The organism is Nocardioides epinepheli (assembly GCF_037936805.1).
Classification (GTDB): domain Bacteria; phylum Actinomycetota; class Actinomycetes; order Propionibacteriales; family Nocardioidaceae; genus Nocardioides.
In genome coordinates, this window is record NZ_JBBMMC010000003.1 from 133,429 (window position 1) to 155,397 (window position 21,969).

At 71.7% G+C, this 21,969-nt stretch carries 22 protein-coding genes; 19 read left to right on the forward strand and 3 right to left on the reverse strand.

The window, feature by feature from the left end:
* The first annotated feature begins 3 nt into the window (after nt 1-3).
* Together WMR31_RS05625 and WMR31_RS05630 are read left to right on the forward strand one after the other, a co-directional pair.
* Nucleotides 4-348, forward strand: coding sequence for a DMT family transporter (locus WMR31_RS05625; RefSeq protein WP_340537798.1), 345 nt, complete (start codon nt 4-6; stop codon nt 346-348).
* Nucleotides 348-662: a DMT family transporter gene (locus WMR31_RS05630; RefSeq protein WP_340537799.1), complete on the forward strand. Its 315-nt coding sequence runs from the start codon at nt 348-350 to the stop codon at nt 660-662. The genes WMR31_RS05625 and WMR31_RS05630 overlap by 1 nt, the downstream gene beginning before the upstream one ends.
* Nucleotides 663-1,196: 534 nt before the next feature.
* On the opposite strand, the gene WMR31_RS05635 is transcribed toward WMR31_RS05630, so the two are convergent.
* Complete coding sequence (locus WMR31_RS05635) at nt 1,197-1,862, reverse strand: GntR family transcriptional regulator (protein WP_340537800.1); 666 nt, start codon at nt 1,860-1,862, stop codon at nt 1,197-1,199.
* A gap of 165 nt (nt 1,863-2,027) precedes the next feature.
* On the opposite strand from WMR31_RS05635, the gene WMR31_RS05640 reads away from it, so the two are divergent.
* The 14 genes from WMR31_RS05640 (at nt 2,028) to WMR31_RS05705 (ending at nt 16,256) form a co-directional block, all read left to right on the forward strand.
* Nucleotides 2,028-3,287: an ABC transporter substrate-binding protein gene (locus tag WMR31_RS05640; protein WP_340537801.1), complete on the forward strand. Its 1,260-nt coding sequence runs from the start codon at nt 2,028-2,030 to the stop codon at nt 3,285-3,287.
* 9 nt (nt 3,288-3,296) lie between these two features.
* The gene (locus WMR31_RS05645) at nt 3,297-4,064 is read left to right on the forward strand and encodes an ABC transporter ATP-binding protein (RefSeq protein WP_340537802.1); all 768 of its coding nucleotides are present in this window, start codon (nt 3,297-3,299) and stop codon (nt 4,062-4,064) included.
* On the forward strand, nt 4,061-4,846 hold the full coding sequence (locus WMR31_RS05650) for an ABC transporter ATP-binding protein (RefSeq protein WP_340537803.1): 786 nt from the start codon (nt 4,061-4,063) through the stop codon (nt 4,844-4,846). The genes WMR31_RS05645 and WMR31_RS05650 overlap by 4 nt, the downstream gene beginning before the upstream one ends.
* Nucleotides 4,843-5,742: a branched-chain amino acid ABC transporter permease gene (locus WMR31_RS05655; protein ID WP_340537804.1), complete on the forward strand. Its 900-nt coding sequence runs from the start codon at nt 4,843-4,845 to the stop codon at nt 5,740-5,742. The genes WMR31_RS05650 and WMR31_RS05655 overlap by 4 nt, the downstream gene beginning before the upstream one ends.
* Nucleotides 5,735-6,904, forward strand: a complete 1,170-nt coding sequence (locus WMR31_RS05660; protein WP_340537805.1) for a branched-chain amino acid ABC transporter permease — start codon at nt 5,735-5,737, stop codon at nt 6,902-6,904. Before WMR31_RS05655 ends, WMR31_RS05660 begins: the two co-directional genes overlap by 8 nt.
* A complete protein-coding gene (locus WMR31_RS05665) occupies nt 6,901-8,340 on the forward strand; it encodes a fumarylacetoacetate hydrolase family protein (RefSeq protein WP_340537806.1) in 1,440 nt (479 codons plus the stop codon). Before WMR31_RS05660 ends, WMR31_RS05665 begins: the two co-directional genes overlap by 4 nt.
* Nucleotides 8,337-9,287: a 4-hydroxy-tetrahydrodipicolinate synthase gene (gene dapA / locus WMR31_RS05670; protein ID WP_340537807.1), complete on the forward strand. Its 951-nt coding sequence runs from the start codon at nt 8,337-8,339 to the stop codon at nt 9,285-9,287. The genes WMR31_RS05665 and dapA overlap by 4 nt, the downstream gene beginning before the upstream one ends.
* Entirely contained in the window at nt 9,284-10,831 is a 1,548-nt protein-coding gene (gene hpaE, locus WMR31_RS05675; RefSeq protein ID WP_340537808.1) for a 5-carboxymethyl-2-hydroxymuconate semialdehyde dehydrogenase, read from the forward strand. Before dapA ends, hpaE begins: the two co-directional genes overlap by 4 nt.
* Nucleotides 10,828-11,892 carry a 3,4-dihydroxyphenylacetate 2,3-dioxygenase gene (gene hpaD / locus WMR31_RS05680; protein WP_340537809.1) on the forward strand — a complete coding sequence of 355 codons (1,065 nt, stop codon included), beginning with the start codon at nt 10,828-10,830 and terminating at the stop codon, nt 11,890-11,892. The genes hpaE and hpaD overlap by 4 nt, the downstream gene beginning before the upstream one ends.
* 383 nt (nt 11,893-12,275) lie before the next feature.
* Nucleotides 12,276-12,725 carry a hypothetical protein gene (locus WMR31_RS05685; RefSeq protein WP_340537810.1) on the forward strand — a complete coding sequence of 150 codons (450 nt, stop codon included), beginning with the start codon at nt 12,276-12,278 and terminating at the stop codon, nt 12,723-12,725.
* 201 nt (nt 12,726-12,926) lie between these two features.
* Nucleotides 12,927-13,058, forward strand: a complete 132-nt coding sequence (locus WMR31_RS05690; RefSeq protein WP_340537811.1) for a hypothetical protein — start codon at nt 12,927-12,929, stop codon at nt 13,056-13,058.
* 34 nt (nt 13,059-13,092) lie between these two features.
* The gene (locus WMR31_RS05695) at nt 13,093-13,665 is read left to right on the forward strand and encodes a nitroreductase family protein (protein WP_340537812.1); all 573 of its coding nucleotides are present in this window, start codon (nt 13,093-13,095) and stop codon (nt 13,663-13,665) included.
* A 19-nt stretch (nt 13,666-13,684) separates the two neighbouring features.
* Complete coding sequence (locus WMR31_RS05700; RefSeq protein ID WP_340537813.1) at nt 13,685-14,176, forward strand: glutathione peroxidase; 492 nt, start codon at nt 13,685-13,687, stop codon at nt 14,174-14,176.
* Between the two features lie 691 nt (nt 14,177-14,867).
* Nucleotides 14,868-16,256: an NAD-dependent malic enzyme gene (locus WMR31_RS05705; RefSeq protein WP_340537814.1), complete on the forward strand. Its 1,389-nt coding sequence runs from the start codon at nt 14,868-14,870 to the stop codon at nt 16,254-16,256.
* A gap of 9 nt (nt 16,257-16,265) precedes the next feature.
* Here the strand turns inward: WMR31_RS05705 and WMR31_RS05710 are convergent, their stop codons facing one another.
* The gene (locus tag WMR31_RS05710) at nt 16,266-16,883 is read right to left on the reverse strand and encodes a hypothetical protein (protein ID WP_340537815.1); all 618 of its coding nucleotides are present in this window, start codon (nt 16,881-16,883) and stop codon (nt 16,266-16,268) included.
* 170 nt (nt 16,884-17,053) lie between these two features.
* On the opposite strand from WMR31_RS05710, the gene WMR31_RS05715 reads away from it, so the two are divergent.
* The 3 genes from WMR31_RS05715 to WMR31_RS05725 all read left to right on the forward strand — a co-directional run bounded on the left by WMR31_RS05715 (nt 17,054) and on the right by WMR31_RS05725 (nt 21,345).
* Nucleotides 17,054-18,631, forward strand: a complete 1,578-nt coding sequence (locus WMR31_RS05715) for a vWA domain-containing protein (RefSeq protein WP_340537816.1) — start codon at nt 17,054-17,056, stop codon at nt 18,629-18,631.
* A gap of 82 nt (nt 18,632-18,713) precedes the next feature.
* Entirely contained in the window at nt 18,714-19,910 is a 1,197-nt protein-coding gene (locus tag WMR31_RS05720) for a hypothetical protein (protein WP_340537817.1), read from the forward strand.
* Between the two features lie 169 nt (nt 19,911-20,079).
* On the forward strand, nt 20,080-21,345 hold the full coding sequence (locus WMR31_RS05725) for a M15 family metallopeptidase (RefSeq protein ID WP_340537818.1): 1,266 nt from the start codon (nt 20,080-20,082) through the stop codon (nt 21,343-21,345).
* Between the two features lie 8 nt (nt 21,346-21,353).
* Here the strand turns inward: WMR31_RS05725 and WMR31_RS05730 are convergent, their stop codons facing one another.
* A complete protein-coding gene (locus WMR31_RS05730; RefSeq protein ID WP_340537819.1) occupies nt 21,354-21,962 on the reverse strand; it encodes a TetR/AcrR family transcriptional regulator in 609 nt (202 codons plus the stop codon).
* Nucleotides 21,963-21,969: the final 7 nt, after the last annotated feature.

A 21,969-nucleotide genomic window follows, 5' to 3' on the forward strand; every position in this document is an offset into this window, starting at 1 on the left:
CCCATGACGAGGTGGCTCCTGCTGGCGGCTGCCATCGCCTGCGAGGTGACGGCATCGCTCTCACTCAAGGGCGCGCTGGACCGGCCGGCCCTGTACCCGGTGGTCGTCGTGGGCTACCTGGCCTCCTTCGCCCTGCTGGCCCTGGTGCTGCGTCGCGGGATGGGCCTGGGCGTCGCCTACGGCATCTGGGGTGCGGTCGGGGTGGCGGCGACGGCGATCATGTCGGCGGTGCTGTTCGGCGAGTCGCTCAACGCCGTCATGGCCGTGGGCATCGCCCTGATCGTCGCCGGCGTCCTGCTCGTCGAGCTCGGCGCCCAGCAGGCCCAACGGGCTCGTGAGGTCCCCTGATGGCGTGGCTGTTCCTCGCGGCCGCGATCGCGGCCGAGGTCAGCGGCACCCTGTCGCTGCGCATGGCCGCCCTGGGACACCGCGCCTACTACGCGGTCGTCGTGGCCGGGTACGCGGCCGCGTTCGTCCTCCTCGCGCTGACGCTGGACCGGGGCCTGGCCCTCGGCGTCGCCTACGGCATCTGGGCCGCCTCGGGCGTCGCCCTCACCGCGATCGCCTCCAAGGTGCTGTTCGGCGAGCCCCTCACCCCGGTGATGCTCGCCGGCATCGCCCTCATCATGACCGGCGTCCTCGTCGTCGAGCTGGGCGCGTAGTTCCGCCTGCGCCGGAGGTTGAGCAAGGGAGCGCCCCGCCGCCGGAGCAAGCGAGCGTCAGCGAGCGCTGACGAAATCTTGGCGACCCTCGCTGCCAGCGTCTCCGAGTCGGTTGCGAGGTTTCGTCGGCGCTGTCGGGCTCGTTCCTCGCCCGCCAGCTTGCTCAACCTCCGAGAGCCTCCGACACCAGCCCGCTGCCGGAGGTTGAGCAAGCGAGCGCCAGCGAGCGCCGACGAAACCCCGGCAACCCCCTGCCAAGGTTCCCAGGGAGGCTTACGAGGTTTCGTCGGCGCCGGTCGGGCTCGTTCCTCGCCCTCCCGGCTTGCTCAACCTCCGAGGAGTCGCCCGCGGCCGGAGGTCGAGCACGTGAGCGCAAGCGAGCGAACGTCCCGGAATCGGGCCAACCTTGAGGAAAAGTTGTGGTTGGACACTTGGCCAGAGAACGAGTTCCCTCGCTAGCCTGTCTTCGCCGTCCCCTGCTCGACCGTGGGGGGAGAGCGGGGGACGGCCCGAGCGCGCTCTGAGTCGGCTCGATCAGCGGTCCAGGTAGCTGGTGAGGGTCGCCAGCCGGTGGGCGCGGACCGCCCGCTCGACCTCGTCGACCTCGGCTCCCTTCTCCAGGAGCTCGAGGATCTGGTCGTGCTCACGCACCGACTGGGTCGCGCGTCCCGGGATGAAGGTGAAGGTGGTCTCGCGCATCCGGTCCAGGCTCGTCCAGCACTCGTCGACGACGCGGCGCAGGTAGTCGTTGGGACAGGGCGCGAACAGCACCGAGTGGAAGTCCTGGTTGAGCCGGGTGAACTCCGGGGGGTCGAAGGAGTCGATCGAGTCCAGCATCGCGCGCATCCGGTCGTTGATCGCGCGTCCCCGGGCGAGGTCGGCCGGCCGAAGGTGCGCCGCCGCGAGGGCGGTGGCGGCTCCCTCGAAGACGGCCAGGGACTCCATGAGATCGCGGTAGGCGTGCTCGTCGGGGATGGCGACCGTGGCGCCGACGTTGCGACTGAAGGTGACCTGTCCCTCGGCCTCGAGCCGGCGGATCGCCTCCCGCACCGGCGCGACCGACACCCCCAGCTCGTCGGCCAGCTGCTGCAGGACCAGGCGGTGACCGGGCCCGAACCGGCGGGTGGCGATCTGCTCGTGGATCCAGGCGTAGGCGATCTGTGCCTTGCTCTGGGCCTGCGTCGGCTCGGTGCTTCCCACGTCCATTCCCCTCGGATGTCCAGTCCCCTAGATTTCGTCTATCAAATCGTATACGATCACTCGTGCCTGAGCCAGACGAAAGCCGACTTCTTTGCTGCGTGGCCCTCGCCGCCGCAGCACCCACCGCCACTTTGAAGCAAGTCTGTTCGCAAAGGGGGAAGCGACATGCTTCGCCGATCCGGACGCTGGGTGGCCGCTCTCGCGGCCCTGATGATCGCCAGTACGGCCCTGGCGGGCTGTAGTTCCAAGGCCGATGAGAAGTCGGGCGGAGGCGAGGGTGCGACCCCCGGGGTGAGCGCCGACACCATCACCCTGGGGGCGCTCAGCGCACTCACCGGCACCTTCGCCGCCGGCGCCAAGCGACAGCTCGCCGGTGCGGAGCTGTACTGGAAGGAGGTCAACGACGCCGGCGGGGTGTGTGGCGGCCGCACGGTCACGATCGAGGCCCGCGACAACGCCTATGACCCCCAGCGCACCGTGAGTGCGTACGGCGACATCTCCCCGGACGTGTTGGCGTTGCAGCTGATCACCGGCACCGCGATGACCCAGGCGATCGCCGACAGCATGGAGCGCGACGACATGAGCTCGATCCCGATGAGCTGGTCGCCCGACCTCCTCGGCAAGCCGTCGATCCTCATCCCGGGCACAACCTACGACGTCGACATGATGAACGCCGTCGACTTCCTCCTCGACCAGGGCAAGCTCGCCCAGGGCGACACCATCGGCTACATCTACTTCCCCGGCGACTTCGGCGGCGCCGGGTTCGCCGGCGCCGAGAAGGCCGGCCAGGCGCACGGCATCACCGTCGATGCCTACGAGGTCGATCCCACGGCGACCGATCTCTCCTCGCAGATCTCCACGATGGCCAAGAACGGCACCAAGGCGGTCTTCCTCAGCGTCAGCCCGCCGCTGCTCGCCAATGCCGCGGCGGTCGCGGCCACCGAGCACCTCGACGTGCCGTTCGTGGTGCCCACCCCGACCTTCGTGCCCGACCTCCTCCAGAGCGACGCCGCCACCCAGGTGGCCCGCGAGACCTACGTCGTGAGTCCCTACGACGCCTGGACCGGCTCGGCACCGGGGATGGCCGACCTGCGCAAGGCCTTCGCCGCCGACGGGGACGGTGGCACCCCCCAGCAGTTCTTCATCGCCGGATACGCCGCTGCACAGGTGATGCACAACGCCCTGGAGCGCACCTGCGCCGCCGGCGACCTCACCCGCGAGAACCTCGCGAAGAGCTTCGCCGACTCCAAGGCCTTCGCGATGCACGGTCTCTCGGTCGACCTCGACTTCTCCGACCGCGCCGTGCCACCGGCACTCCAGGACTACATCCTCCGCGTGGACGCCTCGGCTGCCGGGGGCCTCACGCCGGTCCAGGCCGAGCCCTACCAGGGCGCGGATGCGGCCCCACTCCTCAGCGGGAAGTAGGCGACCGCAGTGACACCCGAGCGGGCCGGCGCCGGGATGCTCGAGGTCCGTGACCTCACGGTGCGCTACGGCGACCGGGCACCGGCCTTGGACGACGTCACGCTCTCGGTCTCCACGGGACTGATCACCGGAGTCCTCGGCGGCAATGGCGCGGGGAAGACCACGCTGCTCCGTGCGATCGGCGGCACGCTGTACCGGCACGGCGGCTCGATATCCCACGGCCGGGTCGTCCTGGAGCGGATCGACGTCCTCGGCCTGCGGGCCGAGCAGCGCGTCCTGCGCGGGATCGCCCAGGTCCCGGAGGGGCGCCACGTCTTCGCACGACTCAGCGTCGAGGAGAACCTCCGCGTCGGCGCCACCCGACGTCAAGCCGGCGCGACCGGGACCGAGCTGGCTCGGGTCTTCGACCTCTTCCCCCGCCTTGCCGACCGGCGCGCCCAGCGGGCCGCGCTCCTCTCGGGCGGGGAGCAGCAGATGCTCGCGATCGGTCGCGCCCTCATGGCCGCGCCGCGGCTCCTGCTCCTCGACGAGCCGACCCTCGGGCTCGCGCCTCGAGTGATCGAGCAGGTCGCCGACCTGCTGAGCCACCTGCGACAGGAGGGGCTCACGATCGTCCTGGTCGAGCAGAACGCCGCCGTGGCCCTCGACGTCGCCGATCGCGCCTATGTCCTGGCGGCCGGGCGCGTGGCCCTGTCCGGGCCGGTCGCCGCCTTGCGGGAGGACCCGCGGGTGCGGGGCCTGTACGTCGGCGACGCGGCCGCCGGAGCCGCCCCATGAACGGCGCGAAGCTCGAGATCCAGGACGTCGTGGTGCGGTTCCTCGGCGCCCGCGTCCTCGACGGTGTCTCGCTCGACGTCGCGCCCGGGTCGGTGCACGGAGTCATCGGGCCCAATGGCGCGGGCAAGTCCAGCCTGTTCAACGTCGTGTGCGGCGTCTACCGCCCGGCGTCCGGTCGCGTGCTGCTCGACGGACGCCGGCTCGTCGGCCTCTCACCCCACCGGATCGCGGCCCTCGGCGTGGGGCGGGCCTTCCAGAACGCCTCGATGGTCACCTCCTTGAGCGTCGAGGAGAACCTTCTGCTCGGTCAGCACCGTCACCAGCGCAGTGGGGTGCTCGCCGACGGGCTGCGCCTGCCGCGCAGCCGGCGGTCGGAGCGGCAGGCTCGCGAGGCGGTGCGCACGGCCGCTGCGCTGCTCGGGATCGAAGAACTGCTCGATCGGCGCGCTGAGGAGCTGCCCTATGGCGCGGCCAAACGGGTCGACGTCGCCCGGGCGCTGGCCTCCGAGCCGCGCCTGCTGCTGCTCGACGAGCCGGCTGCCGGGATGCATGCCGGGGAGAAGGACCAGATGAGCCGCAGCATCCGGCGGGTCGCGGACGAGCTCGGGACCACGGTGCTGCTCGTGGAGCACGACATGCCCTTGGTGATGGGGGTCTGCGACGAGGTCACCGTCCTCAACTTCGGGACGGTGGTGACCACCGGCTCTCCGAGCCGGGTACGCGCCGACCCCGAGGTCGTGTGCGCCTACCTCGGCGGCACCGCGCGGGAGGTGCCGCGGTGAGCCACGTCGTCTCGCTCCTCCTCAACGGACTGTCGGTCGGCAGCGTCTATGCGTTGATCGCCCTCGGCATGGTCCTGGTCTACAAGGCCACCGAGATCATCAACTTCGCCCATCCCGGGATCCTGGTGCTCGGGACCTTCGTCGCCACCGCCACGCGGGTGCACCTGCACTGGCCCTTCGCCCTCGCGGTGCTGGCCGGCATCGCCACGGGTGCGCTGGCCGGCGCGGTGGTCCTCGAGGTGCTCGTTCGCCCGTTCCTCCGGCGCGACGCCGTCCTCGCCGCCGGGATCATGACGATCGGCCTCTCGATCCTGCTCAACTCGCTCACCAACACCTGGATCGGCTCGCAGGTCCTCTCCCTCCGCGCGCCGTTCGGCTCCTCCACCCTGCGCCTGCTCGGGGTCTCGGTCCCCGTGTCACGGGTGGCGGCCTTCTGCTGTGCTGCGCTGCTGCTGCTCGCCCTGCACCTGTGGTTGCACCGGACGCCGTTCGGCCTGGAGATGCGGGCGGCGGCCGAGGACGCCGAGACAGCGGAGATGGTGGGCATCCGACTGTCGCGGGTCGCACTGGTCGCGTGGAGCCTGGCCGGCGCGGTCGCCGTCGTCGCCGGGATCTTCCTGGTGTCGTACCCCACCGCCGGGCTCGACGTCACCGCCACCGTGGTCGCGCTGCAGGCGATCCCGGCAGTGGTCATCGGCGGGATCGACTCCACCACGGGTGCGGTCGTGGGTGGCCTGGCGGTCGGACTGGTGCAGACCTTCGCCCTGGGCTACCAGGCCGAGCTCGACTTCCTCGGTCGCAACTTCGCCACGGCCGCGCCGTACCTGCTGATGCTGCTGGTCCTGCTGGTGCGTCCCGCCGGGCTCTTCGGACAGCAGGAGGCCGCCCGTGTCTGACGTCGCCACGACGCGTCGAGCCGGTCGCGTGACGCGGGCGCTGGGCTGGGCGGCGATCCCGGCGGTGGTGCTGCTGCCGCCGTACTGGATCGCCGAGTACTGGCTGGGTCAGGGCAGCCTGGTGTTCGCCGCCGCGATCGGCGCGGTCGGGCTCACTCTCCTCTTCGGCCGCGTCGGCCAGCTCTCGTTGGGGCATCCGTTCTTCCTCGCGCTGGGGGCCTATACCTACACGGGGCTGGCGAGCGAGCCGACCGCCGGACTGTGGGGGCAGGGCCTGCCGAGCCCGCTCGCGGCGATGCTGGCGGCGCTGCTCGCTGGACTCGTCGGCCTGCTGCTCAGTCCGATCGCGGCCCGGCTGAAGGGCCTGAGCCTCGGGCTCGCGACCCTCTCGCTGGTGTTCATCGGCCAGTGGCTGCTCTCGGCCTGCGTCGGTCTCACCGGCGGCTTCAACGGCCGGCCTACCCCGCCCCTGCAGATCGGCTCGCTCAGCTCCCTCGGCTCCGACCTCGCCGTCCTCGGCGTCCCGATCGGAGGCGCCGAGTTCATGTGGGCGGTCACCTCGGCCGTGTTCTTCGCGGTCGCGATCTTCACCGCCAACCTGCTGCGCGGGCGCACCGGGCGCGCGTTCACCGCGATCAAGGAGGCCGAGCTGCACGCCGACATCCTCGGCATCGAGGTGGCCCGCTATCGCGCCGTCGCCTTCGCGATCTCGAGCGCCTTCGCCGGCCTCGGCGGCGCGCTGCTCGCGGTGCTCTTGGGCTACATCGTCCCCGAGTACTGGGGACTCAGCCTGGCGGTCGGGTATCTGGCGATGACGGTCATCGGGGGGCTCGGGTCGATCACCGGGGCCTTCCTCGGCGCCGCGTTCGTCACCCTGCTTCCCGCGATCCTGCAGCGCTATGGCGACTCGCTGCCCGGCCTCGCCGCCCACGGCGGAGGGGGCATCACCCCGGCGACCGCCGCCGAGCTGCTCTACGCCGTAGCCCTGATCGGCGTTCTGCTCGTGGAGCCGCGCGGCCTGGTCGCAATCGGACGCCGCCTCCTGGGCCGCTGGTCCTCCGCACGTCGAGCGCGAGCCCGGGACGTGGCCGGCGCCGCGGGAGCCGAGGAGTCGTCGGTCCTGTCCAGCACACCCACTTCCCCTTCGGAGGCCCGTCGATGACCGATCGATCCGACATCGGCAACCCGTTCGCGACATGGACCTGGCCCTGGCCCGCGGGAAAGGTGGCCGCGGTGCACCTCAACTACGGCAGCCGGATCCGGGAGCGCGGAGTCCCCGCGCCCCTGCAGCCCTCGTTCTTCCTCAAGCCCGGGACGTCGCTGAGCGGCCCCGGCGAGGTCGTCCGCCCGGACGGCCTCGAGCAGCTCACCTTCGAGGGCGAGATCGCCGTGGTGATCGGTCGGCGCGCTCGCGGCCTCGGCCCGGACGACGCATGGTCGGCGGTCGCCGCCGTGACCGCGGCCAACGATCTGGGACTGGCCGACCTGCGCCCCATCGACCGCGGCTCCAACCTGCGCAGCAAGGGCGGTGACGGATTCACGCCGATCGGCCCCCGGCTGCTCGACGCCGACGACATCGACCCGGGTTGCCTGGCGCTGCGGACCTGGCACAACGGCCGGCTGGTGCAGGACGCCGAGGCCGACGACCTGCTCTTCTCGATCCCGGACGTGCTCGCGGCACTGTGCGAGCTGATCACCCTCGAGCCCGGCGACGTCGTCCTCACCGGTACCCCGGCCGGGGCGGGCCTCGCCGAGCCGGGCGACGTCGTCGAGGTGGAGGTGCGAGACGGCGGAACCGAGCGCAGCACGGGCCGGCTGGTCACCGTGGTGAAGGCGGGCCCCCCGATGCGGACGGTCCGGGTGCAGCGGCCCGAGCAACCGGTCCCCGCCGTCGCCGACCCGCTGCCCGACGGACTCGACCGGGTCGCGGCCGCCACGCTGGCCGCGCAGCTCCAGCGCCGCGGCATCTCCTCGACCATCGACGGCGTGACGCCGCTGCGCCCCGGCACCCGGCTGGCGGGCCGTGCGCGGACGCTGCGGTTCGTCGCCCTGCGTGAGGATCTGGTCGCCGAGCACGGCACCGGTTTCACCACCCACAAGCAGGCCTTCGCCGACCTCGGGCCCGGAGAGGTGCTCGTGATCGATGCACGAGGCGAGCCGGGAGCAGGCACCCTCGGCGACCTGCTGGCGCTCTGCGCACGCTCGCGCGGGGCAGCCGGCGTCGTCACCGACGGCGCGGTCCGCGATGCCGCGGCGGTCGCCGAGGTCGGGGTGCCCGTCTTCGCCGGGGCCCGCCATCCGGCCACCCTCGGGCGGCGCCACGTGCCGTGGGACCGCGACGTGATGGTCAGCTGCGGAGGCACCGCCGTGGAGCCGGGTGATCTCGTGGTGGGAGACGACGACGGTGTCGTGGTGGTCCCCCGCAGGCTCGCCGCCGAGGTGGTCGCCGACGCCGTCGCGCAGGAGCGCGAGGAGGCGTTCATCGCCGAGCAGCTGGCCCGTGGCGAGAGCCCGGAGGGGCTGTACCCGCTCGGTGCGGCCTGGCGCGAACGCTATGCCGCCTGGACCGGACCGGACGATGTGGAGGAGCAGCGATGAGGTTCCGCTCCGATCCCGCGGCGATCGCCGGCTCGCTGGCGGCGTTGGTGACGCCGTTCGACGACGCCGGCGCGCTGGACCTGCCCGGCGTCGAGCGACTGGTCGAGTGGCAGCTCGACCAGGGCAGCCACGGCGTCACCATCGGCGGCTCGACGAGCGAGCCGAGCGCGCAGACCGTCGAGGAGCGCGCCGCCGTGATCGACGCCGTCGCACGCGTGGTCGCCGACCGGGCGCCGTTCGTCGCCGGCACCGGCTGCTCGCGTCTGGAGGACACCCTCGCGCTGACCGCGCACGCCCGCGACGCCGGCGCGGACGCCGTGATGGTCGTGACGCCTCCCTACGCCCGCCCAACCCAGCAGGCGCTGGAGGCGTGGTACCTCACCGTCGCCCGCGAGTTCCCCGACCTGCCGGTGATCGCCTACAACGTGCCGTCGCGCACCGCCGTCGATCTCGCGCCGGAGACCGTCGAACGCGTCTTCCGGGCGGCCGAGAACTTCGTGGGCGTCAAGGAGACGACCCGCGAGTTCGAGCACTTCTCCCGGATCCTGCACCGGTGCGGCCCCGAGCTGCGCGTCTGGTCGGGCATCGAGCTGCTGTGCCTGCCGCTGCTGGCGATCGGCGGCGCGGGGTTCATCAGCGCCACCGCGAACCTCGCGCCCGCGGCGTCGGCGCGGATGTATGAGCTGTGGGAGCTCGGCGACCTGGCCGGCGCGAGACGGATCCACTACGGACTGCACCCGTTGGTCGACCTGCTGTTCGTCGAGACGAACCCGGCCCCGGCCAAGCACCTGATGGCCGAGCGCGGGTTGCTCGGCTCCGGGCAGGTGCGCCCACCGCTGACCCCGCCGACGCCGTCCGGTCTGGCGCGGATCGCCGCGCTTGCGGCGGAGGGCGCCGAGTACCTCTCACCCGTTCCGGCGCGCCCGCACAGGCAGGAGGAGCCATGACCAATCTCGGCCCGAGTGCCACCGTCGATGCCCGGGTCCCACACGACCTGCCGGCCCAGGTACGGCACCTGATCGACGGCCGGCTGCTCGACAGCTCCGACGGCGCCACCTTCGAGGTGCTCGACCCGGTCACCAACGAGGTCTACCTCCACGCGGCAGCGGGGGGAGGCACTGAGATCGAGCTCGCCGTCGCGGCCGCCAACCGGGCGCTCGACCGCCCCGAGTGGGCCGATCTCACCGCGCGCCGAAGGGCCGGGATCCTCACCCGGATGGCCGACGAGATCGAAGCGCGCGGGCGGCGGATCGCAGCTCTGGAGACCTACGACACCGGTCTGCCGATCACCCAGACCGCCGGGCAGGCCGCGCGGGCGGCCGAGAACTTCCGCTTCTTCGCCGATCTCATCGTCGGCCGGCACGAGGAGGCCTACCGAGTGCCGGGGCAGCAGCTCAACTACGTCCGCCGGCATCCCCTGGGCGTCGCCGGTCTGATCACCCCGTGGAACACCCCGTTCATGCTGGAGAGCTGGAAGTTGGCCCCCGCCCTGGCCGCGGGATGCGCCGTGGTGCTCAAGCCGGCCGAGTTCACCCCGCTCACCGCGAGCCTCTGGGCCGACATCGGCGACGCCGCAGGGCTCCCACCCGGCGTGCTCAACGTCGTCCACGGTCTCGGCGAGAGCGCCGGGGAGGCGCTGGTCCGACACCCTGCGGTCCCCGCGATCTCGTTCACGGGTGAGAGCGCGACCGGGGCTCACATCTTCGCGGCCGCCGCGCCGGAGCTGAAGGCGCTCTCGATGGAGCTCGGCGGCAAGTCGCCGGTCGTGGTGTTCGCCGACGCCGACCTGCCGGCCGCACTCGACGCCGTCGTGTTCGGCGTGTTCTCCCTCAACGGCGAGCGCTGCACCGCCGGCAGCCGGGTGCTCGTCGAGCGGGCCGTCTACGCGGAGTTCTGTCAGCGGCTGGCCGAGCGGGCGGCAGCGATCCGGGTCGGTGAGCCGTCCGATCCGGAGACCGAGGTCGGAGCGCTGGTGCATCCCGAGCACCTCGCCAAGGTGCTGGGCTACATCGAGATCGGCCGGTCGGAGGGGCGCCTGGTCGCGGGCGGCGGACGCCCCGAGCACCTGCCGGAGGGGAACTTCGTGGCGCCGACGGTGTTCGTCGACGTCGAACCCCGGGCTCGGATCTTCCAGGAGGAGATCTTCGGCCCGGTCGTCGCGGTGAGCCCCTTCGACGACGTCGACGAGGCCCTGCGGCTGGCCAACGACACCCGCTACGGGCTCGCGGCCTACCTGTGGACCCGCGACCTCGACCGCGCGCACCGGATCGCGGGGTCGCTCGAGGCCGGGATGGTGTGGGTCAACTCCCACAACGTGCGCGACCTGCGCACCCCGTTCGGAGGGATCAAGGCCTCGGGCGTCGGCCGCGAGGGCGGGGCGCGCTCGCTGGACTTCTACAGCGAGGAGCAGGCGATCCACGTCGCCCTCGGCGGCACCCCGGCACCTGTCCTCGGTCGCCCTAGGCACGGCATCGAAGGAGGAGGATCATGAACCGAATGAGCGCGGACCGCTCCGCGGCTCCCGACGTCCTGCGAGCCGCCTACGTCGACCTCGTCGTCACCGACCTCGCCCGCGCGCGCGACTTCTACGTCGACGTGCTCGGCCTGGTGGTGACGCGGGAGGACGAGTCGGGCATCTACCTGCGCACGCTCGAGGAGTTCATCCACCACAACCTGGTCCTGCGACAGGGGCCGGTCGCGGCGTGCGCGGCGGTCGCCTACCGGGTGCGGACTCCCGACGACGTCGACCGGGCCGAGGCCTTCCACGCCGCCCTGGGCTGTCGCACCGAACGGCGCCGCGGTGGCTTCGCCAGCGGGATCGGCGATGCGGTGCGGGTGGAGGACCCGATGGGCTTCACCTGCGAGTACTTCCACGACGTGGCCCTGGTCGACCGGCTCACCTGGCGCTACGACCTGCATCGCGGCACCCCGCTGGCCCGTCTCGACCACTTCAACCTCGTGACGCCCGACGTCGCCCGCGGCTGTGCCCACCTGCGCAGTCTCGGCTTCCGGCTCACCGAGGACATCCAGGACGGCGACGGCGTCACCTATGCGGCCTGGCTGGGTCGTAAGCAGACCGTCCACGACACCGCCCTCACCGGCGGCGACGGCCCGCGCCTGCACCACCTGGCGTTCTCGACCTACGAGTCGCACCACGTGCTGGCCCTGTGCGACCTGCTCGGCGCGCTCGGTCGGCACGACCTCATCGAGCGCGGGCCGGGCCGGCACGGCGTCTCCAACGCCTTCTACCTCTACCTGCGCGATCCGGACGGACACCGTATCGAGATCTACACCCACGACTACTACACCGGCGACCCCGACAACCCCGTCGTCACCTGGGACGTCGGCGACGAGCAACGCCGCGACTGGTGGGGCAACCCGGTGGTGCCGCGCTGGTACGCCGAGGCCAGCCTCGTGCTCGACCTCGACGGCAACCCCCGTGAGGTCGTGCCCCGCACCGAGCCCCGCGAGGGCGGCGTCCGCGTCGGAGCCGACGGCTTCACCTTCCGCACCGACACCGGGGAGGAGACCAAGCTGGGCACTCAGCTCTAGGCACTCCGGCTCGGGTCGGGCGTCGCTCACCCGAGAACGGCGACCCGCCGCGCGGTCTCCCCAACGCACGATGTGTCGGTGACCGACTCCGGACGCGGGCGACTCCTCGGAGGTTGAGCAAGCCGGGAGGGCGAGGAACGAGCCCGACCGGCGCCGACGAAACCTCGCTAGCCTCCCTCAGAAACGTTGGCCGGGACGGTTGCCGGGGTTTCGTCGGCGCTCGCTGGCGCTCGCTTGCTCAACCTCCGGCGAGGGCGGCCGCGGGGCGACGGGACGGTCGCCGGGTTTCGTCAGTAGTTCCCTAGGCACACCGGCTCGGGTCGGGCGTCGCTCACCCGAGAACGGCGACCCGCCGGGTGGTCTCCCCGACGCACGATGTGTCCGTGACCGACTCCGGCCGCCACGCGCAGGGTCTCCCGCGGGGCCCGGTGCGGCGCCTGGTACGAACGCGACCTGCCGACGTGGTCGACGTGTTCGTCTACGTCGTGGTGCTCAATCTCGCGATCGAGTTCGTCCCGGCGATCGTGAGCGAGGGGTTCACGCTCTCGTTGCTCACCGCGGTGCTGCTCAAGCTGGCTCTCGAGGTGGTGATCGCGCTCAAGGACTGGATGAAGCGCCGTTTCCACGCCGCCGAGACCTGGTGGACGCAAGTGGCCGCCGGCGCTGCGCTGTGGGGTCTGGCCGCCGGGAGCAAGCTCGCCGTGCTCGAGCTGGTGGCCCTCGTCTTCGGTGACCTGGTAAGCCTCGGCGGGTTCGCATCCGTCACGGCGCTGATCCTCGTGCTGCTCGCAGCCCGTGCCGGCGTGCGCCGGCTGCTCGTGGCTGCGGCGTAGGAGGTGTGCGGCCTCGCCCGATTCGGGCGAGTCGGAGGCAGCCGACTGGTGGAAGTCCGCGCTGCGTGCGTTGGACCGGCGCACGGGAGGCGGAGAAGCCCGTCTTGCACGCGCTGTTGTCCGCCAGGCGGGTGCGGCGGGCGCGCAACAAGTCGGTGAAGAACTATCGACGCCAGGCGGCAATCACCGTCGGCGACCACCGTGGTCGCGGCGTCCCCCCGTCCGGCCACCACAGACGCCCGTGACCGGACCGAGGTCTTCGAGGACGCTCTGGCCCGGGTCAGCTTCCGGGTCGAGGTGCTGGCGCGGGGCGCGGCCGATGCGCTCCGATAGCTCGCCGCCCGCGGCGGCTCGCGATACTGACCGCGTGACCCACGCCCCGATGCCCGGTGCCGAGCGCCTTGCCGAGCCACTGCGCTCGCGTTGGAGCCCCAGCATCTTCGATCCGGCCCACGACCTCTCGGCCGAGGAGATCCGGACGCTCCTGGAGGCGGCCCGCTGGGCGCCGAGCCTCGGCAACTCCCAGCCCTGGCGCTTCGTCGTCGCGCCGCGCGGCAGTGCCGCCCACGCCGCTTTCGTGCCACACCTCTCGCGCGGCAACTCCGGTTGGGTGCCTCGCGCCTCGCTGGTGCTGGTGGCCGGCTGCGAGGTCGTCGAGGTGAAGAGCCCCGACTACGCCCGCTACGACCTCGGCCAGGCCGCCGCCCACGTCACGCTCCAGGCTCGGGCGATGGGTCTGCACGCCCACCAGTTCGCCGGCTTCGACCACGAGGCGGCCGCGGTCGCGCTCGGCGTCCCCGACCATGTGCGGCTGATGAGCGGCATCGCCGTCGGCGCCCGCGGCCCCGCCGACGACGTCCCCGAACGAGACCGCGAGCGCGAGCAGCGCCCCCGCGAACGACGTCCGCTGGCAGAGCTCACCGACCCGGCGCGCTGGTGAGTCCTGGCAGGATCGCAGCATGACGACGCTCCAGGACTTCAGCACCACCTCGCTCGACGGCCGGACCGTCGACCTGACCGAGTACGCCGGCAAGGTCGTCCTGGTGGTCAACACCGCCTCGGAGTGCGGCCTGACCCCGCAGTACGAGGGGCTCCAGGAGCTCTACGACCGCTACGCCGACCAGGGCCTGGTCGTGCTCGGCTTCCCCTGCGACCAGTTCGGTCACCAGGAGCCGGGCGACGAGGCCCAGATCGGGGCGTTCTGCCAGAAGAACTACGGCGTCACCTTCCCGATGATGAGCAAGATCGAGGTCAACGGCGACGACGCCGACCCGATCTACCGGTGGCTGAAGTCGGAGAAGGGCGGCCTGTTCGGCGGCGCCATCAAGTGGAACTTCACCAAGTACCTCGTCGGCCGCGACGGCCACGTGATCGACCGCTACGCGCCCACCACCAAGCCCGAGGCGCTGACCGACGACATCGAACAGGCCCTCGCCGCCGACGCAGGCTGAGCAACCGAGCGCCGACGAAACCCCGGCGACCGTCCTGGCAGCGCTTCCGAGGTCGGTTGCGAGGTTTCGTCGGCGGCCGACTGTCAGGCGGGCTCGTTCCTCGCCCTCCCGGCTTGCTCAACCTCCGAGATCAGCCACCGCGCCGGAGGTTGAGCAAGCGAGCGCCAGCGAGCGCTGACGAAACCCCGGCAACCGTTCCCGCCAACGCTCCGGCGAGGCTTACGCCCTCCCGGCTTGCTCAACCTCCGGCAGACCGGGACAGCCACCACCCACCACATCCACCCAACCCGAGGGCGAGGAGGGCCAGTGGCCCGCGGCGTCCGGCCGGGCGAGCAACCCCTCGGTGGGTCGTCGTCGCCAGGGGTCCGGGCCGGCGGAGCGTCGTGCGGGCAAGCGCTCAAGGATGGCGTGGCGCGCAAACAACGACGCGACCACACACCAGAAGTAAGGCGCGACACGGCATCCCCGCTGCCGCACGATGCTCTGTCCGGACCGGACCCCTCACCAGCCACGACGACCCACCACCACGACGACCCACCACCCAGCGAGCCCGACCGGACCAAGCGACCCACCCCGACGAGCACCCACCGGACTACCACCCCGCCGCAGGCGGAACCAGGCTTGAACAGTCAGCCCGCGCCCCGGCACCGCGTACTTGCTCGTAACCGGGCGAACGCGACAGGCTGACGCAATGCCGCGGAACGCCACCACGTCGTCCTACTCGATCACCATGCGTCTGCACACCGCGCCGGACCACGCGGTGGTCGGCGCGGTCGCTACCTCGATCGCCGAGGCCGGCGGGATCGTCACCGCGATCGACGTCGCGGAGTCGAGCAACACCCGGCTGGTGCTCGACGTCACCTGCTCGGCCGCCGACGCCGATCACGCCCACGAGCTCGAGCAGGCGGTCGACGCGATCGACGGCGTCGAGGTCTACAAGGTCAGCGACCGGACCTTCCTGCTCCACATCGGGGGCAAGATCGAGGTGGCCTCCAAGGTGCCGCTGCGCAACCGCGACGATCTCTCGATGGCCTACACGCCCGGCGTCGGGCGGGTCAGCATGGCGCTGGCGGAGAACCCCGACGACGTCAGCCGGCTCACGATCAAGGGTAACTCGGTGGCCGTGGTCACCGACGGGTCGGCAGTGCTCGGGCTCGGCAACATCGGCCCCGGCGCGGCGCTGCCGGTGATGGAGGGCAAGGCGGCGCTGTTCAAGCGGTTCGCCGACATCGACGCCTGGCCGATCTGCCTGGCCAGCCAGGACACCGACGAGATCGTGCGCGCCGTCGAGCTGATCGCCCCGGGCTTCGGCGGCATCAACCTCGAGGACATCGCCGCCCCGCGCTGCTTCGAGATCGAGCGCCGGCTGCGCGAGAGCCTCGACATCCCGGTCTTCCACGACGACCAGCACGGCACCGCCATCGTCGTCCTCGCCGCCTTGATGAACGCGCTGCGCGTCGTGGGCAAGGACCTCGAGTCGGCCCGCGTCGTGGTGGCCGGAGCCGGCGCGGCGGGCACCGCGATCGTCACCTTGCTGCTGGCGGCCGGCGTCACCGACGTCGTGGTCTACGACCGGGTCGGCTGCCTGGTGCCCGGCATGAAGGGGCTCTCGCCGGCCCAGGAGGAGCTGGCCGCCGCCACCAACCCCCGCGGCATCACCGGCGACCTGCACGACGCGCTCTCGGCCGACGGCGGAGCCGACGTGTTCGTGGGCGTGAGCGCGCCCGGCATCCTCGACCCCGAGTGGATCAAGGACATGGCCACCGACCCGGTGGTCTTCGCCCTGGCCAACCCCGACCCCGAGGTCGACCCCGGCGAGGCCGGCAAGTACGCCGCGGTGGTGGCCTCGGGCCGATCGGACTATCCCAACCAGATCAACAACGTGCTCGCCTTCCCCGGCGTCTTCCGCGGCCTGCTCGACGCACGCGCCTCGGAGATCACCGTCGAGATGCTGCTGCGGGCGGCGCAGGCGATCGCCGGGGTGGTGAAGGACGACGAGCTCAACCCGAGCTTCATCATCCCCACGGTCTTCCACCCCGACGTGCCGAAGGCGGTAGCCGCCGCCGTCCGCGGCAGCTGAGCAGTTCGCCTACTCGCCGGGCCGGACCCGGATCTCCTCGGGCGAGCGGGTGACCAGCTCGGCCAGGGCGAGATTGCGCAGCTTGGCGGTCGAGGCCTCGACCGACACCGAGAACGGGTGGTCGAGGTAGACCGAGGTGAGGTGCCACCGGCCCTTGTGGGGCTTTCGGTCGCGGTAGATCTCGCGTCCGTCCTGCTCCTCGGGCGGCATGTTGTGGTGCTTCTTCGACGCCGCGTGCTGGGCATCCTCGGGGGAGGGGTAGCGGGTGTAGACGATCCGCACCTCGTCGCCGGCGAGCGGGACGTCGCAGGCGAACGCCAGTGACTCCTGCTTGTCCGAGCCGCGGGGCATCCGCAGCGCCTTGCAGTCCGAGGACTTCGGGGTGAGCTCGGGATAGACCCAGCGCAGTCCGGCGACGCCGGTCGGCTCGGTGCAGTCGGCCTCAGGACCCTCCTTGCCGTCCCAGCAGGTGACGTCGGACTGGGCGTCGCGATCGGGCTTGCTGGCCCAGAGCAGGCCGGCGCCGACGACGGCAGCAACCGCCAGCGCACCGATGAGCACCACGAGCACCACGGTGGTCCGCACCTTCCTGGTGCCCCGAGGCGACGCTTCCGGTGTGGTGCTCATGCGCCCCATTGTCACCTCCGCTGCGGTGGAAGCGCACCCGGTGTCCAGTCCAGCGTCATCGCTCGACCACGTGGGTTCATCACGATCCGGCAACGACGCCCTGAGCACCGGAACCGGGTCCGCTAGGTCGTCGTCGGACCGGCATGACTACGCGAGGACCGATCACGATCGTGAGCAGACTGGCCGGCCTGGGGTTGGTGTCGACTCTGGCCTTGGCCGGGTGCAGCGGCACCGACGACACCGAAGGCGCACCCCCGGGCGGCTCCGCCGGCGGCGAGGCGCCCAGCGCGTACTACGACGACTACGTGGAGGGCAGCGGCGACGCCGGCGCGGGCGCGGTCGCGCCCAGTCAGGCCGACGACGGCGGGGGACGTCCACCGGAGGTAGGACCCACCGACGACAACACCTTCCGTGAGGAGGGTGTCAACGACTTCGTCGACACCGCCGAGGACGCGCGCTCGACGTTCGGCCTCGACGTCGACAACGGCTCCTTCCGGGTGGCGCGCAGCTTCCTGACCCAGGGGGAGGACGTCCCGCCGGAGTCGGTACGCCCCGAGGAGTGGATCAACGCGCTTCCCTACGGTGACGCCGCGCCCACCGAGCAGGACCTCGGCCTGAGCGCCGAGACCGGCATCGCGCCGACCCTCGACGACGGCACCCAGGTGGTCCGCGTCGGCGTCGCCGCCCGCGAGGTCGACCCTGCCGAGCGGCCCCGGGTCAACGTCACCTTGGTGGTCGACCGCTCGGGCAGCATGGACATGCAGAACCGCCTGGGGCTGGTGCAGTCCTCGCTCGCCGTCCTCGCCGACGAGCTGAACGACGACGACAAGGTCGCCGTCGTCTCCTTCCAGGACGACGCCGAGACCCTTCTCGAGCCGACGCCGGTGAGCGAGCGCGACGCGATCATCGACACGATCGGGGAGCTGACGCCCGACGGGGGCACGAACTTCGAGGCCGGACTGGCCCGCGGCTACGACGTCGCCCGCGAGGCCTTCGACCCCGAGGCCGTCAACGTGGTCGTCATCTGCTCCGACGGCGTCGCCAACATCGGAGAGACCGGACCCGGCTCGCTGGTCGAGCGGATCCAGCAGGAGGGAGCCGACGGCATCCACCTGGTCACCGCCGGCTTCGGCCTCGGCAACTACAACGACCTCCTGATGGAGCAGGTCGCCGACCTCGGCGACGGCTTCTACTCCTATGTCGACACCTTCGAGGAGGCCGAGCGGCTCTTCGGCACCGATCTGACCACCACACTCGTCCCGGTCGCGGCCGAGGCCCGCGCTCAGGTCAGCTTCGACCCCGCGCTGGTCGAGTCCTACCGCCTGATCGGCTACGAGAACCGCGACATCGCTGACGACGACTTCGAGGACCTGAACGTCGACGCCGGCGAGCTCGGCTCCGGCCACCACGCGACGGCGCTCTACGAGGTGCGACTGGCTGACGGCGTCGCGCCCGACACCGTGATCGGCGAGGCGGCGGTGCGGTGGCGCTCGGTCGAGTCCGAGGAGCCCGAGGACGCCACGATCGAGCTGCGCAGCGCTGCGGCCGACGCCGACCCCTCCGACGACCTCGTGCTCGCCACGATCGCGGCCGACCTCGCGCAGGCCGTCAAGGGCGCCAAGCCGTTCGCGCAGCGGCAGGTGAGCCTGGACGAGCTGCGGGAGCGGTTGCGGCCGCTGGTCGCCGGCGAGGTGCCCGGCGCCGCCGAGCTGGACGAGATGATCGAGCTGGCCGCCAGGAGACGGTGATTTCCGGACCGACGTAGGGTGCGGGGCAGGGCGGGCGCTCGCCGCCGCCGACCCGCACGGCTGAGACCTGAGGAGTCACCCCATGCGTCACATGCGTCGTCTTGCCATCGTCCTCACGCTGCTGATGGGGTCAGCACTGCTCGCGCAGGCGGTCCCCGCGCCGGCCGGAGCCGATCCGGCGGGGGTCGACCACCGTCGCGCGGGGCAGCCGAACGAGTACTACGCGGAGCTTTGGGACTCCTACAACCCGAGGATCGCGCTGGGTCGCGACATCGAGTGGGGCGACCTCACCCTCGACCACAAGCGCAAGCAGGCGCGGGTCTACATCACCCTGCGCAGCAAGCCCGGGCCGCGGGCGATCTCCGACGTGTGGGTGGTGTTCGGCAAGAAGGCGCGTGGTCGGTGTGAGCCGCGGCACCGTGGCCTGCGGGCCAGCACGGCCAAGGCGGACGGGCGCGGCGTCGTCTTCCTCAAGGGCCCGATCAAGGCCGGTCGTTCGCTGAACTGCGTGCGCGTCTACACCATGCCCACCGGGTCGCGGGCGCCGAGCGAGAAGCGCGCCTACGACGTCGCGAAGTCGGGCATCCCCACCGACGGCGACCGTTTCCCCCTCTATCTCGAGCAGGCCGACATGCGTCGCGACGGCCGTATCGACGTCGTGTACCGCGGACGGTGGAGCCCGCTGCGGATCAAGGTGGTCAACACGCGGAGCAGCCCGATGCGCCGGGTCACGGTCCGCGTCGACGACCCGCGGGTCGAGGGCCGTCGGGCCGTGCGCATTCCCTACCTGGCCGGACACGCCGCCAAGACCGTGACCGTCCAGGTGAAGGTCTCGGAGACGACGCCGTCCGACGGCGACGAGTTCCCGTTCGGAGAGGCTCGCGTGGTGGCGTCCGGCTTCAACCCCGACCGCACCCGGGTCTCGCGCGAGTGGCCGGCCTTCGACGTCCTGGAGCCGGGCACCGATGCGGAGGCGGGCACCTACGCCGCCGACGAGCCCGGCGGCCCGGCCTTCACTGTTGCCGACGGCACCGTCTCCGGATTCTCCGTGCGCCTCCCGGTCAGCTGCTCGGGAGGCGAGACGGTCAAGACGGTCCGGCTCCCGACGACCGCCATCAACAAGTACGGCTGGATCGTGCACACCTATCGACCTACCAAGAATCGTGATGTGGACGTGATGCTCCGGTTCGAGGGCGACCGGGTGACCTACGGGACCCTCAGCCTGGAGGACCCCGTTTGCTACGGCAGCGTCGACTTCACCGCGACCCGGACCGAGTAAGCCCGGCCGCGCCGATCGATCGGTCGGCGTCGGTGGAGTGACGCACCACCCTTCCCCGAGCCCGAAAGTGGGACCTCTCGCGTGCCGAGACTCCCCGTATCGTGGAGATGCTGTGAAGGCACGCATCCAGAATGCTCACCGCACCAGGGCCGGTGGGAGAGGGGGGACGGTGTCACTGCACGCTGCGCTGCGCGCACGTCCGTCCTTGCGCGCCCTCCTGGCCGGGCTGACTGCCGCCGTCCTGATGTCACTGGCCGCGTGCGGAGGGTCGTCCGACGGCGCGGCCGCCGGCGCCCCGGACCAGGAGACGTCCTCGGACAGCGCGACCCCGACGTCTCCGGCCTCCGAATCGCCCACGGCCGAGCCCGATCCGGCCGCCGCGTTCGCGGTCGAGGCTCCCGGCAAGCGCACCGAGCAGGTGGCGGTCGGCGACATCCTGATCTCTGCGGAGAAGCCGATCGCGCGCTCGGTGATCAAGAAGATCGCGAAGCTCGACGGCGTCGTGGCGGTCGCCGACATCTCCTTGGCCGACGTGTCGGTCGAGAACACCGTCTACCGGGTCGCCGCGGTCGACCCGGCCGACTACCGCCGCTTCACCAGCGGCGAGAGCCCCGACTTCCAAGCCCAGTGGAACCGGGTCGCCGCCGGCGAGGCCGCAGTGGCCTCCGACCTCGAGGACACCTTCCCGACCGACTCCACCGGCTCGGTACGCCTCGGCACCACCGACGACGACGCCGCCGACCTCGTGCACGTCGGCGCCTACGCCCCGCAGGTCGAGCAGATCGACGTCGTCGTCAACCGCAAGCGCGGGAAGGCCCTGGGGATGGAGCCGCGCAACGCGCTGATCGTCAGCACCGGGCTCACCGCTCCGGAGACCCTGCGTCAACCGATCCGCAAGATCGTCGGCGCCGACCCGGCGATCCAGAACCTCGACGCCGCCGCCCGCTACGGGCTGGACCCCTCGGCGTTCCAGTCGGTGATGTTCTACGGCTCCTTCGCCGAGGCCGTCGGCACCTACACCTACACCCCGACCGCCGACGGCAAGGTGATCCCCGAGCCGTCCTGGGTCTCCAGCCACATCAGCACCGAGACCATGCCGATCCTCGGCGCCATGACCTGCAACAGCGCGATGATGCCGCAGCTGCGGGCGGCGCTGGAGGAGATCGAGGCGCTCGGCCTCGCCGACGAGATCCACCCCGACGAGTACGCCGGCTGCTACTACCCCCGCTTCATCGCCAACTCCACCACGCTCTCCAACCACTCCTTCGGCCTCGCCTTCGACATCAACGTGCCCGGCAACGAGCGCGGCACCGTCGGCGCCATCGACCGCGGCGTCGTCGCCGTCTTCAAGCGCTGGGGCTTCGCGTGGGGCGGCGACTGGAAGTGGACCGACCCGATGCACTTCGAGCTGCAGCGGATCGTCCGGCCTGGCTGAAGTCTCGGTTAGCGCGCCAGCCGCTCGCGCAGGTAGGCGCTCACCATCGTGGTGAGCTCCTCGACCGTCGCCTCACGGCGCTCGCCGACCGGTGCGCGCACCAGCGTGTGCCGCACGGTCTCGACGCAGAGCCCGACGACGCGGCGCAGGTCGGCGTCGTCCATCGAGTCCTCGACGACATCGGCCCGGCGCAGGGCGCCGGTGAACAGGTCCAGGACCTGCTCGCGCACCTGATGGGCGGGGGAGTCGCCCCATTCGGGGGGCAGCTCCTCGGTGAGGCGGTAGTAACCGGGGTGGGTCAGCTGCAGGTCGGCGGCCTGCCGGACCAGCACTCCCACGACCGCGTCGCGATCCGAGTCCGGACCGAGGCCGGCGATCGCCGCGGCATAGGGCGGCATCAGGTCGGCCAGGTAACGGCGGGCGAGCGCATCGGCGATCGCGGCCTTGTCGGGGAAGAACCGGTAGAGCGCACCGACGCTCAGCCCGGCCCGGGTCGCGATCCCGCGGGTGCCGGCTCCGGCCAGCCCCAGGGCACCGATCTCGGCCTCCGCGGCGTCGAGGATGCGCTCGACGGTGGCGCGGGAGCGGTGCTGCTGGGGCCTACGGGTGCTGCTCATCGCCGGG